This window comes from Psychrobacillus sp. FSL K6-4046 (assembly GCF_038624605.1).
Classification (GTDB): Bacteria; Bacillota; Bacilli; order Bacillales_A; family Planococcaceae; genus Psychrobacillus.
The window spans coordinates 2832399-2844465 of record NZ_CP152020.1; the positions used below are offsets into that span (position 1 = coordinate 2832399).

General features: G+C 37.9%; 12 protein-coding genes. 5 read left to right on the top strand and 7 right to left on the bottom strand.

What is annotated here, in order from left to right:
* From MKY09_RS14015 to MKY09_RS14030, 4 genes are all read right to left on the bottom strand, one after another.
* On the bottom strand, positions 1-948 hold the full coding sequence (locus MKY09_RS14015; RefSeq protein WP_169361209.1) for an ATP-binding cassette domain-containing protein: 948 nt from the start codon (positions 946-948) through the stop codon (positions 1-3).
* Positions 929-1957 carry an ABC transporter ATP-binding protein gene (locus MKY09_RS14020; protein WP_342566915.1) on the bottom strand — a complete coding sequence of 343 codons (1029 nt, stop codon included), beginning with the start codon at positions 1955-1957 and terminating at the stop codon, positions 929-931. Before MKY09_RS14020 ends, MKY09_RS14015 begins: the two co-directional genes overlap by 20 nt.
* A 347-nt stretch (positions 1958-2304) precedes the next feature.
* The gene (gene fabF / locus MKY09_RS14025; protein ID WP_298468610.1) at positions 2305-3543 is read right to left on the bottom strand and encodes a beta-ketoacyl-ACP synthase II; all 1239 of its coding nucleotides are present in this window, start codon (positions 3541-3543) and stop codon (positions 2305-2307) included.
* 27 nt (positions 3544-3570) lie between these two features.
* Positions 3571-4506, bottom strand: a complete 936-nt coding sequence (locus MKY09_RS14030; protein WP_169361212.1) for a beta-ketoacyl-ACP synthase III — start codon at positions 4504-4506, stop codon at positions 3571-3573.
* Between the two features lie 167 nt (positions 4507-4673).
* On the opposite strand from MKY09_RS14030, the gene MKY09_RS14035 reads away from it, so the two are divergent.
* Positions 4674-4865, top strand: a complete 192-nt coding sequence (locus MKY09_RS14035) for a DUF2929 family protein (RefSeq protein WP_169361213.1) — start codon at positions 4674-4676, stop codon at positions 4863-4865.
* Positions 4866-4919: 54 nt separating this feature from the next.
* Here the strand turns inward: MKY09_RS14035 and MKY09_RS14040 are convergent, their stop codons facing one another.
* On the bottom strand, positions 4920-7046 hold the full coding sequence (locus MKY09_RS14040; RefSeq protein WP_342566916.1) for an AAA family ATPase: 2127 nt from the start codon (positions 7044-7046) through the stop codon (positions 4920-4922).
* A gap of 141 nt (positions 7047-7187) precedes the next feature.
* Here MKY09_RS14040 and MKY09_RS14045 point away from each other — a divergent pair, with 141 nt between their 5' ends.
* The gene (locus tag MKY09_RS14045; RefSeq protein ID WP_251556041.1) at positions 7188-7880 is read left to right on the top strand and encodes a Crp/Fnr family transcriptional regulator; all 693 of its coding nucleotides are present in this window, start codon (positions 7188-7190) and stop codon (positions 7878-7880) included.
* A 367-nt stretch (positions 7881-8247) separates the two neighbouring features.
* Here the strand turns inward: MKY09_RS14045 and MKY09_RS14050 are convergent, their stop codons facing one another.
* Both MKY09_RS14050 and MKY09_RS14055 read right to left on the bottom strand, forming a co-directional pair.
* On the bottom strand, positions 8248-8556 hold the full coding sequence (locus MKY09_RS14050) for a metal-sulfur cluster assembly factor (RefSeq protein WP_169361026.1): 309 nt from the start codon (positions 8554-8556) through the stop codon (positions 8248-8250).
* 48 nt (positions 8557-8604) lie between these two features.
* Positions 8605-9363 (bottom strand): prolyl oligopeptidase family serine peptidase, encoded by a 759-nt coding sequence (locus MKY09_RS14055; protein WP_342566917.1) that lies wholly within the window; start codon positions 9361-9363, stop codon positions 8605-8607.
* A 134-nt stretch (positions 9364-9497) separates the two neighbouring features.
* Between MKY09_RS14055 and MKY09_RS14060 the strand changes: the two genes are divergently transcribed.
* From MKY09_RS14060 to MKY09_RS14070, 3 genes are all read left to right on the top strand, one after another.
* Positions 9498-10307, top strand: coding sequence for a Cof-type HAD-IIB family hydrolase (locus MKY09_RS14060; protein ID WP_342566918.1), 810 nt, complete (start codon positions 9498-9500; stop codon positions 10305-10307).
* A gap of 29 nt (positions 10308-10336) precedes the next feature.
* On the top strand, positions 10337-11188 hold the full coding sequence (locus tag MKY09_RS14065) for a DegV family protein (RefSeq protein ID WP_251556039.1): 852 nt from the start codon (positions 10337-10339) through the stop codon (positions 11186-11188).
* Positions 11189-11326: 138 nt separating this feature from the next.
* Positions 11327-11830, top strand: a complete 504-nt coding sequence (locus MKY09_RS14070; protein ID WP_169361030.1) for a DUF3231 family protein — start codon at positions 11327-11329, stop codon at positions 11828-11830.
* Positions 11831-12067 lie beyond the last annotated feature (237 nt).

Consider the following 12067-nt stretch of genomic DNA (forward strand, 5'->3'; position numbering starts at 1 on the left):
TTAGATGACCTCCTTGCTTCTAGTGGCCATTGCTACTTGATGAGTAGTTGAGATTGGTACTAAATCTAATACTTTCCCATCCTTATCAAAGTATTTCTGATGATCAGTTACATAATTTTTTTCTACTTCAATTCTTTCTCTTTTTCTTGCTTCTCTACCTTTTGGATTTACGTCAGGTATAGCCGATAGCAATCTCCTTGTATAGATATGTTGAGGATTTGTATAAATATCTTCCCTACTTCCAGTTTCTACAAATTTACCTTTGTACATAATAGAAATTTCATCACACATATGTTTAACTACACCCAAATCGTGGGATATAAATAAGTAACTTAATCCAAATTCTCTTTGTATATCTTTCATAAAATTCAACACTTGGGCTTGAACCGATAAATCTAGTGCTGATACTGGTTCATCTGCTATGATCAATTTAGGATTTGTTGCAATAGCACGAGCAATGCCAATCCTTTGTTTCTGACCGCCTGAAAACTCATGAGGATACTTTACCTTGACATCCTCGCTCATTCCCACTATTTCTAACAGTTCATTAATTTTTCTTTTTTCTTCGGTAGGAGACAGTTTCAAAAAATTTCTAATAGGTTCTGCTATGATATCTTGAACTCGTTTTCTAGGATTTAAACTTGAGTGAGCGTCTTGAAATATCATTTGAATATCTCGATTATAGGAAGAAGATGGACTACGACGGCTATTTGTAACATCCTGTCCTTCGTATATGATTTGTCCAGATGTTATTTTTTCAAGTCCAATAATAGATTTACCAGTAGTAGACTTTCCACAGCCAGATTCTCCTACCAATCCATACGTTTTCCCTTTTTCAATTTCTAACGAGATTCCATCTACTGCATGCACACGATCAACCACTGTATTAAAAAATCCACCCCTGATAGGATAATGAACATGTAAGTCCTTAATTTGCATAAAACTCATTGGTTACTTCCCCTTTCTCACCCTCAAAATGAAAATGCTGCCAACATGTGCATCTGACAAGGTGTCCCGGAGAAACTTCATGCAATACTGGATTTTTTTCATGTGTCTCTTCACTGATCCAAGGGATTCTGGCAGAAAATCTACATCCTTCTCGAGGTAATTTGGCTAAAGAAGGTACAATTCCTTGAATAACTTCAAGCCTATCATTCTCACTATTCATCTGTGGTATAGAGTTAAATAATGAACGAGTATAAGGGTGTAACGGATTAGAAAATAGTTCCTCTACAGGAGCCTCTTCAATAATTTGTCCTGCGTACATTACTGCAACCCGGTCTGCTACTTCAGCTACTACGCCTAAGTCATGTGTTATTAATATAATTCCCGAACCTGTTTCTTTTTGTAAGTCAATAAGTAAGTCCAATATTTGAGCTTGAATGGTTACGTCCAATGCAGTAGTTGGTTCATCTGCAATGATTACTTTAGGCTTACAAGAGATTGCAATCGCAATGATAACCCGCTGTCTCATCCCTCCAGACAATTGATGTGGGAATTGTTTTGCAGTTCGCTCTGGATTTGGGATACCTACTTGTTTTAATAACTCTAATACTCTTTTTTTTCTTTCAGACTTACTCAGCTTTGTATGAAAGGCAAGGCTTTCTTCAATTTGGTCTTGAATCTTCATCAACGGGTTTAATGCAGATAAGGGATCTTGGAAAATCATCCCTATTTCTTCTCCTCGAACAGTATTAAAGTTTTCATCATTCAATTTAGCAAGATTGATACCATTGTATATAATTTCGCCTTCCACTCTTGTTTTGTTGTGGTCATGTAACCCAATAATGGACGTTGCTAAAGTAGATTTCCCACAACCTGATTCTCCTACGATTGCCAGAATTTCATTTCTCTTTAGCGAAATGGATACCCCATCCACGGCATCATAATATGTATCTTTTATTCTGAATCCGGTATGTAAATTGTTTATGGTTAATAGCTGTTCTGAGTTGTTCAAACTAATTCTCCTCTCACGCAACTTTATGTTCGGTCTGATTTTTTCCAAATAATTAAAGATTAAAATTTTTCTGTTATTTGATTCCTTTTGTAAAGTCTATTACAGGATGATTACAAGCGCAATATAAATTTTTTATATATTTTGTTTATTTAATATATTCTGAACCATACAAAATTATTATAAACATTGGAATATCAAGGTTTTAATTAGGCTAAATAATGGAAAATTGTTATGAAAATAAATTAAATATACACTTATTTCTTAATACTTTTTAATATATATTTGTTCTAAAAGAACTATAATATACAAAAAAATCCATGCTCACAAGAACATGGATTTTTTGTTGTTTATTTGATTTTTTTAAATAATATACTTGCATTATGACCACCAAAACCTAATGAATTACTCATGGCATAGTCAATTTCTTCTTTTCTTGCCTCATTTGGAACATAGTCTAAATCACATAACGGATCAGGCGTTTCCAGATTTGTGGTAGGCGGTAAGATGCCTTCATGGAGAGCTAATACACTGAATATTGCCTCTACCCCTCCTGCCGCACCGAGCAAGTGACCAGTCATAGATTTAGTGGAACTCATAGCCAAATTGTACGCATGCTCACCAAATACGGATTTTACAGCCATTGTTTCAAACTGATCATTATAAGGCGTACTAGTTCCGTGCGCATTAATATAATCGATCTTCTCCGGAGACACTCCTGCATCGTCTAATGCTTGCTTCATGGCTCTAGCTGCCCCTTCTCCTTCTGGAGCTGGTGCAGTAATATGGTGGGCATCTCCTGTAGAACCATAACCTATTATTTCTGCATAGATTTTAGCACCACGAGCAACAGCGTGCTCATATTCTTCTAATATAAGAATTCCAGCTCCTTCACCAATAACAAATCCGTCTCGATTAGCATCAAAAGGTTTCGATGCGGTATTAGGATCTGTATTTAAAGAAAGTGCAGTATTGGAGCAGAAACCAGCTACAGACATATGAGTAATCGGAGACTCTGCTCCGCCGGTAATCATCACATCTGCATCTCCTCGCTCGATCACTTTAAAAGCATCCCCTATAGAGTTAGTGCCAGATGCACAAGCCGTTACCGTACATGAATTAATCGCCTTTGCCCCAAAATGAATTGACACCTGACCTGCAGCCATGTCAGGAATCATCATTGGCACGAAGAATGGACTTACGCGTCTCGTTCCTTTTTCTAAAAATACTCGGAACTGATTCTCGTATGTCTCCATTCCACCAATACCTGAACCAATCCAAACGCCTGTACGTAGACCTAGCTCTTCTGTGATTGTTAAATTGGCGTCCTCAACTGCCATAATTGCAGAAGCTAAAGCATAGTGAGTAAAACGATCCATTTTTCTTGCATCTTTCTTTTCAATATACTTCTCTATGTCAAAATCTTTTACCTCTGCGGCCACTTTCGCTGGAAACAAAGATGCATCAAGTCTTGTTAACATTCCGACACCTGATTTACCTTCCTTAATACCAGCCCAAGTCGTTTCTACATCATTACCTAGTGGTGTTACGGCACCTAATCCTGTTACTACAACCCTACGTTTCGTCATGTATGTCCGTCCCTTCGACAAATTAAATTATTTTCCCCATTTAAGCGCTATTGCTCCCCAAGTCAAGCCTCCACCAAAACCTACCATTACAATAATATCATCATCTTTCACTTTTCCATTTTTCACTTCTTCTTTTAATGCTAGTGGAATAGACGAAGATGAGGTATTCCCATATTTGTGTATAGTTTTGGCCATTTTTTCAGCAGGCAACTCCAGTCGTTCTCTAGATGCCTCCATAATACGAATATTTGCTTGATGAGGGATTAACAAATCAATATCTGTTTTTTGTAATCCTGCTTTTTCGATAACGTTAATAGCAGATTCGCCCATTTGACGAACCGCAAATTTAAATACCTCTCTTCCATTCATCGTAATGTAAGGTCCGTCCTGCAATAAATACTTTCCTCCACTGCCATTGGCTCCAAGCTCAAAGGACAATATGCCTCTGCCCTCAGAGACTTCTCCAATTACTACAGCCCCTGCTCCATCCCCAAAGAGGACAGCAGTATTTCGATCTTCCCAGTCTGTAATTTTAGACAGCTTTTCCACACCAATTACTAACACATGAGAATACGTTTTAGATTCTACAAATTGCTTTGCAGTAACGACACCATACATAAACCCTGCGCATGCAGCGGATATATCCATTGCTGCTGCATTAGTAGCCCCTAATTGCTCCTGAAGCATCGTGGAGACACTAGGAAAAGGACGATCCGGAGTTACTGTTGCTACCAAAATTAGTCCTATTTGTTCCGGAGAAATTCCTGCATCCGCTATTGCTTCCTTGGCTGCCTTGACAGCCATATGTGAACTTTCTTCTCCAGGAGCAGCTATTCGACGCTCCTCTATACCAGTCATTGTTTTTATCCATTCATCCGATGTATCTATTCTTTTTTCAAGGTCTTCATTCGTTAAAATCTTCTCAGGTGCATAAGTTCCTAAACCTATAATTCCTGCATTCATGAAATTCCTCTTTTCTTGTAATCTATTATTAGTACCTGGTATTAATAATAGCGAATATATGAACATTTTTCAACATAGTTGTTGGATGTTAAGAATAATTCTTTTGTATAGGACAACCCTATGTTATGATAGCTATAGATAAATTAATTTTTTTGAGGTGAAATTATATGCAATATGTTATGACAGTAATTTGGACACTTATCTTGGTTACGATGTTAAATTATGTAGTAGGTTCAGTTAATGGCGTAGAAGAATTTAACTTTTTCCATGGTTTATATATGGCTATCCCAGCAGCTATTATAATTATACTAATTACTAAAGTAATTCCGGATGAGCCTGTAGAAGCTAAACATCATTAATAAAAAAACTCCCTTCTAAAGGGAGTTTTTTTATTTGATAGCTGTATAGCTATACTATTTCACCATTAGCTGGCCATCCTCCAGGCTCGCTACAATTGTGCTACCAGGTAGGATGTTCCCTCCAATTAGCATTTTTGCAACTGCTGTTTCTAGATATCGTTGGATAAATCTTCTGAGCGGTCTTGCGCCATAAGCAGCATCAGTTCCCTCTTCCACGATCCACGTATAGACATCTTCCTCGACCTCTAAAGTAACTTCCTGCTCTAGCAGACGATTTTGCAGTTGTTTTACATACTTTTTCGCTATCATTTCAAAGTGATGAGTCGTTAAGGAATGGAACATAATAATATCATCCATACGGTTTAATAGCTCAGGCTTGAAGTGTGCACGAAGAGCGGTCATTACCAGTTCCTCGTCCGTTTCTGACACTTGTCCTGTTGTATTGGATAAGTATTGGGAGCCTATATTGGAAGTTAAAATGACAACTGTATTTGTAAAGTTGACGATTCTCCCCTGACTATCGGTTATCCTTCCATCATCCATTAGCTGCAGTAATATATTGGCTACGTCTGGATGAGCCTTCTCGATTTCATCCAGTAGCACTACAGAATAAGGATTTCTTCGCACAGCCTCTGTTAGCTGACCGCCTTCCTCATAGCCTATATATCCTGGAGGTGCACCGACTAATCGAGATACGCTATGCTTTTCCATATATTCGGACATGTCTATACGGATGAAATGTTCCTCTGAGTCAAACAGGTTTGCGGCTAAAGATTTAGCTAGCTCTGTTTTACCTACACCAGTTGGCCCCAAGAAGAGAAACGAACCAATTGGTTTATTCGGGTCTTTTATACCTGCACGTGCACGCCAAACAGCCTCTGTCACTAATTGTACTGCCTGATCTTGACCAACTACACGTTCTCCCAAAGTCTCTTTAAGGCGAAGAAGTTTTTCTCTTTCTCCTTCTACCAGCTTAGTTACAGGGATGCCAGTCCATCTTGAAATAATATGAGCAATTTCATCTGCAGTGACTTCTTCTCGAAGTAAACGTGAATCATAATCATTGTTTATCTCATCTTCATATGATTGAAGTTCCTTTTCTAAAGGTGGTATTTTACCATGACGTAGCTCTGCTGCTTTATTTAAATCGTATTTATTTTCTGCTTCCTCTAGCTCTCTACGATAGCGGTCTAACAGCTCTCTCTTTTTTTGAACTACTTGAATGGACTCTTTTTCTGCTTCCCATTTTTTACGCATATCTGCTGAGGACTTGTCTAACTCCTCTAACTCCTGACGCAATTGTTCTAATCGCTTTTTGCTAGCTGAATCCTTTTCTTTCATCAGCGCTTGCTCCTCAATTTGGAGCTGCATCATTCTTCTAGTTACTTCGTCCAGCTCTTGAGGCATTGAATCTATTTCCGTACGGATCATGGCACAAGCTTCATCTATTAAGTCTATTGCCTTGTCAGGAAGAAAACGTTCTGTAATATAGCGGTTGGAAAGCTGAGATGCCGCTACAATTGCTCGATCGTGTATACGTACACCATGATGTAATTCAAAGCGTTCCTTTAAACCACGAAGGATGGATACTGTATCCTCTACAGAGGGTTCTCTTACTAATACTTGCTGAAAACGGCGCTCTAACGCAGGATCCTTTTCAATATACATACGATATTCATCAAGAGTAGTCGCTCCAATACAATGCAATTCTCCTCGTGCGAGCATTGGCTTTAACATATTCCCCGCATCCATGGTACCATCTGATTTCCCAGCACCAACTATAGTGTGGATCTCATCAATAAATAAAATGATTTTTCCTTCACTCTCTTTGATTTGCTTGAGTACTGCTTGAAGTCTCTCCTCAAATTCTCCACGATACTTTGCTCCTGCAATTAGCGAGCTCATATCTAATTCGAAAATCTCTTTATCCTTCAAACCCTCTGGTACATCTTTTTTTACAATTCTTTGTGCCAGTCCCTCTACAATAGCGGTTTTACCAACCCCTGGTTCTCCGATCAGTACAGGATTATTTTTAGTTTTTCTTGATAAAATACGAATGACATTTCGAATTTCCTGATCTCTACCGATAACCGGGTCCATTTTGCCGTCTTTTACTGCATTTACTAAATTACGTCCGTACGTTTCTAAAGGACTTTTTTGATCTTGTTGGTTCATTTGCATATTAACAGCTCCATTTCACAAAACTTTGACCTTTATTGACTATTATAAATATAAATCCTTGTAGCATAATTTGTAAAGTATTAAGCTTTATGTAACGGAATATATGCTATATTTATAGGTACATATAAAGGTGGTGTTGAGGTGGATCATACTTTAGTATCCCCAGATATTAGTTTATTATTTAAACAATACGGTTCTATTATAAAATTAGAGAAGGATCGTTCGGTTTATATAGAAGGCGAACTAGCACAAGACGTATATTTTATTGTAAGCGGCTCTATTGCGATAAATAAAGATACAGAGGGCGGCAAATTACTCACTTTAAGAATAGTAGGCCCCGAAAACTGTATAGGTGAATCTGGTGTTTTCGCAGATAATACTCATCATAGTTTTTCTGCTCTTACGTTGGAGACTACACAGCTATTAGTGCTACCAAAAAATAAATTAGAAAAATTTCTTGTTAATTCTACTCAGTTAATGGTGGAATGGACAAAATATATACAGCTTATTTACTTAAAAAACCAGACAAGGTTTCGTGATTTGATGCTTTATGGTAAAAAAGGCGCTCTATATTCTACTTTAATACGCTTGTGTAACACGTATGGTGAACCATTATCTGATGGTAGGATTAAAATTAATTTTTCACTTACTAATCAGGAAATAGCTAACCTTTGCTCGATGAGTAGGGAAGTAGTTAATCGAATGTTAAATGATATGAAAAGTGAGGGTCTAATTTCGTTTCATAAAGGTATTATTACAATTAACGATTTAGAGTTATTAAGAAGAGAAAACCAGTGCGAAAGCTGTCCTCTTTGCGTTTGTCGGATAGATTAATTAGAGTAAGTGAACGATTGTCGTTCATTTACTCGCTTGTATATATCGGTGTTTTGTGACGGGCGCTTTTCGCGTGCACGACTCAAGCCTTCTCCCTCGCTATACTCAGTTCGGGTGCTTCCAATCGCCACTCACAATAGCGTAAGTGGCAAGTCCTCTCCAAGGCAATCGTGCTGTGGTGAAATTTCATACTTATCCCGCTGGAATTGCCCCTACAAATCAAACCCTATGCAGCTATAGAAAAACAGCTCTTATAATTCAAGAAAAAACGCATATAATCAAACAAGGCACCTCCTGTTCGACTTGAACAGAAGATGCCTTGTTTTGTTTTAAACGTCCTCTTTTATAATTAGAGGAGTCTTAATAATTATCGAATACCTAATGCAATTTTTGCATATCGAGACATATTGTCTTTTGACCATGGTGGGTTCCAGACAATATTAACCTCAGTGTCTTTAACTTCAGGTAGCTCAGCTAGTGCTGTTTTAACCTGATCTACTATCATTGGACCCATCGGGCAACCTATAGAAGTTAGTGTCATCGTAACTGTTGCTTGTCCCTCATCAGTTAGATCCACATCATATACTAAACCTAAATTGACAATATCTACGCCTAGCTCTGGGTCAATAACATTTTCCAGGGCAGCCATCATACTATCTTTCATATCTTGATCCATACTAATACCTCCTTACATCTTTCATTCATCATAACAAAGATATATCAATTATGCCAAACGGTTAGCTAACCATTCCGTTGAACGAAGCATACCTTTTCTTGAAACTGCATGGCCAACGCTTTTTTCTTTCATAAACTCAATCTGAGCATCACCATATTGTTCAATCAAATCTTCCACAAATTTGTTAGTAGGTGCGAACGGTACTACTTCATCCTTCATGCCATGCCAGAAAAATAGTGGCTTATTTTCTAGTTTCTCTAATTGCTTAGAAGCATCAAATATAGATAATGTATCAAACATTTTTTTCTTTTCTTCTTCGTTCATTGGAATCTTAAATCCTCTTTGCTCAACTAAAGTCATTTGATCTTTAGCAAGGTTTACATATCCCGGGGTTCCCATCATAATAGCAGCCGCATCAATCCATGGATATGCCGTTAAGCAGCCCAGTGTTGTAATTCCACCCATAGAGGTTCCAGAAACAGCTATCTTTTGACCGTTGTGGTACCCACGTTCTTTTAAGACGTTTTTAAGTTTCCCCAACTCTTCAATAGATGTTAAAACAATCTCCCAAAAGCGAAGGCTAATCTGTATTTGGTCAAGTTCAATATCTCGATCCCCGTGTAAATGAGCATCAGGCATGATAACTCTACAGCCCTTATTGACTAACTGGTATGCATAGTGTAAGTTATGCTCTTTGGCACTTTCAAAACCGTGTAGGAAGAATACTACTGGAGCATTATTTGTAAAATTCTCTTTCGATATATGTAGCACTGGGATGTCTCCCCAATTTTCTAAATTAGTAATCATTGAATATACACCCCTTATTCGTAATATTATTATTTTAACAAAGTAAAAGTTTTTTTACAAAATCGCGAACCAATACATTTTGACGGAACATCTGGAACAAGATAAACTTTAATAAGATGAGGGGGAATATGCACATGGAACGACACTTAATCGTATTAGACTTAGATGGAACTTTATTAACCGACCAAAAGGTTATTTCTGATAACACGAAAAGAATTTTATTAAAGGCTAAGGATGAAGGGCATGAAGTAATGATTGCAACGGGTAGACCCTATCGAGCAAGCGAAATGTATTATCATGAACTTGGGCTAACTACTCCTATTGTCAACTTCAATGGGGCATTCGTACATCACCCTAGAAATCGTTCATGGCAAATGATACATAAACCAATTAGCTTGAATGTTGTAAAAGAAGTAGTTGAGGCCGTTCAAAGCTATTCGATAAAAAATATGCTCGCAGAAGTCTTAGATGACGTATACTTACATTATCATGATGAACAAATGATATCGGCTTTAGTACAAGGAAATCCCAATATAACTACTGGTGACCTTCGACAATTTTTAAACGCCGATCCAACTAGTTTACTCATACATGCAGAGGAAAATTCAGTAGATGATGTTAGAAAGCATTTAAAAGAAGTTCATGCAGAAGTTATTGACCATCGCCGTTGGGGAGCACCTTGGGATGTCATTGAAATTGTTAGACACGGACTTAATAAAGCAGTAGGTTTAGACCATGTATCCAAGTATTTAAATATCCCAAAAGAGAGAATTATTGCTTTTGGGGACGAGGATAACGATTTAGAAATGATTGAATATGCTGGTGTGGGTGTTGCTATGGGGAACGCTATTTCTCCTTTACAAAATATAGCCAATGAAATAACTGCAACAAATAATGAAGATGGTATTGCAGAATTCTTAAGAGAAAGATTAAAATTGAATTAATATAATTCACAAATTTTAGGGGGACAAAAATGAGAATATTTGCCGACAGTGCAAGTGACTTACCAAAATTATTTTTTGAAACAAATCAAGTAGAGTTGGCACCACTTCGTGTTCATATTGACGATAAAGAATATGAAGATATAAACGACATTGTATCAACAGAGGTATACGCAGAGATTAGAAATGGTAAGCAGCCTAAAACTTCTCAAACTTCTCCTGAACATTTCCTTCGTATTTTTGAGGATCTTGCTAAGTCAGGAGAAGAAGGTATTTACATCGCTTTCTCCTCAGAGTTATCAGGTACTTATAGTACGGCTGTGATGATGAAGGAACAATTATTAGAGACATATCCGGATATGAAGCTAACGATCATAGATTCAAAATGTGCTTCACTTGGATATGGACTGCTTGTAAAAGAAGCAGTAAAACTAAGAGATGAAGGACTAAGCCTTTCGGAAATTGAAGAGAAAATTAGATGGAATGCTACACATATGGAACATCTTTTCACTGTAGATGACTTAGATTATATGGCCCGCGGTGGACGAGTATCAAAAGCAAGTGCATTTATCGGTGGCCTGTTAAACATCAAGCCTGTACTTCATGTAGAAGAGGGCAAACTTGTACCGATTGAAAAAATTCGCGGCACTAAAAAAGTAATGAAACGTATAGTAGAATTAGTAGAGGAACGCGGAGGAAATTTAGAAGGACAAGTAATTGCTATTAGTCATGCAGACGTATTAGATCGAGCACAAGAACTAAAAGAAATGATATTAGAAAAAATGCAGCCTACAGATGTAGAAATTCATCTGATTGGTTCCACCATTGGTGCCCACACTGGCCCCGGAGCAATCTCTGTCTTCTTTTTGAACAAAGAAGCATAAAACTTTTAATAGATTAAAAGACAAATCTTCCAGCAGATTTGTCTTTTTTATTGGAATTAGAATAGTTCCTCCATGTTGTCACATAATAAGGTCGACCTGAAAAAATCATGTCGACTTATGACGAAATGGAGTGAAAAAATGGGTATTTTATCTGGGAATCAAAAAGAGCAACCATTACATTGTGGTGAAGTTTTTGCTATTTGGACTAATTTAACAACCAACCAAGGATTAATTGCTGCACACCAAACCTTTTATAATCACGCTGGAGATACAGATCTAAAAAAAATTCTTGAAGATTCCGTGGATGCCATGAAAGACGAAAACAAGTATTTGGAAAGGATTCTCAAGGAAAATGGCATTGGACTTCCACCTGCCCCTCCTGAGCGTCCTGTAGCTCAAGTAGAAAATATCCCACCAGGTGCAAAATTCAATGATCCTGAAATTGCAGCTGCGTTAGCAATCGATGGCGCTTCAGGATTAGTAGCCTGCAGTAAGGCAATGGGTATTTCTACAAGAGAAGACATAGCTACCATGTATGGCCAATTCCATATGAAAAAAGCTCAATTAGGTGCAAAATTATTGCAGTTAACGAAGGAAAAAGGTTGGTTAATCCTACCTCCACTTCATACAGAACATCACTAACAAGAAAAGCGCAAGCGCCTGTCACTGCCCCGACAGGCAAATGCAGAAAAGCGAGGAGGCAGTTCCTCAGCCACCGGAGCTTTTATCCATTTGACCCCGAGGGGCAAGGCGATGAAGCTGGACATCAAGAAAAGCGCAAGCGCCTGTCACTGCCCCGACAGGCAAATGCAGAAAAGCGAGGAGGCAGTTCTTCAGCCACCGGAGCTTTTATCCATTTGACCCCGAGGGGCAAGGCGA

Bases quoted from the DNA above. Each gene is read 5' to 3' on its own strand.
- MKY09_RS14065 (WP_251556039.1), top strand. From the start codon at position 10,337: ATGAGAATATTTGCCGACAGTGCAAGTGACTTACCAAAATTATTTTTT.
- MKY09_RS14050 (WP_169361026.1), bottom strand. From the start codon at position 8,556: ATGGATCAAGATATGAAAGATAGTATGATGGCTGCCCTGGAAAATGTT.
- MKY09_RS14035 (WP_169361213.1), top strand. From the start codon at position 4,674: ATGCAATATGTTATGACAGTAATTTGGACACTTATCTTGGTTACGATG.
- MKY09_RS14055 (WP_342566917.1), bottom strand. From the start codon at position 9,363: ATGATTACTAATTTAGAAAATTGGGGAGACATCCCAGTGCTACATATA.
- MKY09_RS14060 (WP_342566918.1), top strand. From the start codon at position 9,498: ATGGAACGACACTTAATCGTATTAGACTTAGATGGAACTTTATTAACC.
- MKY09_RS14070 (WP_169361030.1), top strand. From the start codon at position 11,327: ATGGGTATTTTATCTGGGAATCAAAAAGAGCAACCATTACATTGTGGT.
- fabF (WP_298468610.1), bottom strand. From the start codon at position 3,543: ATGACGAAACGTAGGGTTGTAGTAACAGGATTAGGTGCCGTAACACCA.
- MKY09_RS14040 (WP_342566916.1), bottom strand. From the start codon at position 7,046: ATGCAAATGAACCAACAAGATCAAAAAAGTCCTTTAGAAACGTACGGA.
- MKY09_RS14015 (WP_169361209.1), bottom strand. From the start codon at position 948: ATGAGTTTTATGCAAATTAAGGACTTACATGTTCATTATCCTATCAGG.
- MKY09_RS14030 (WP_169361212.1), bottom strand. From the start codon at position 4,506: ATGAATGCAGGAATTATAGGTTTAGGAACTTATGCACCTGAGAAGATT.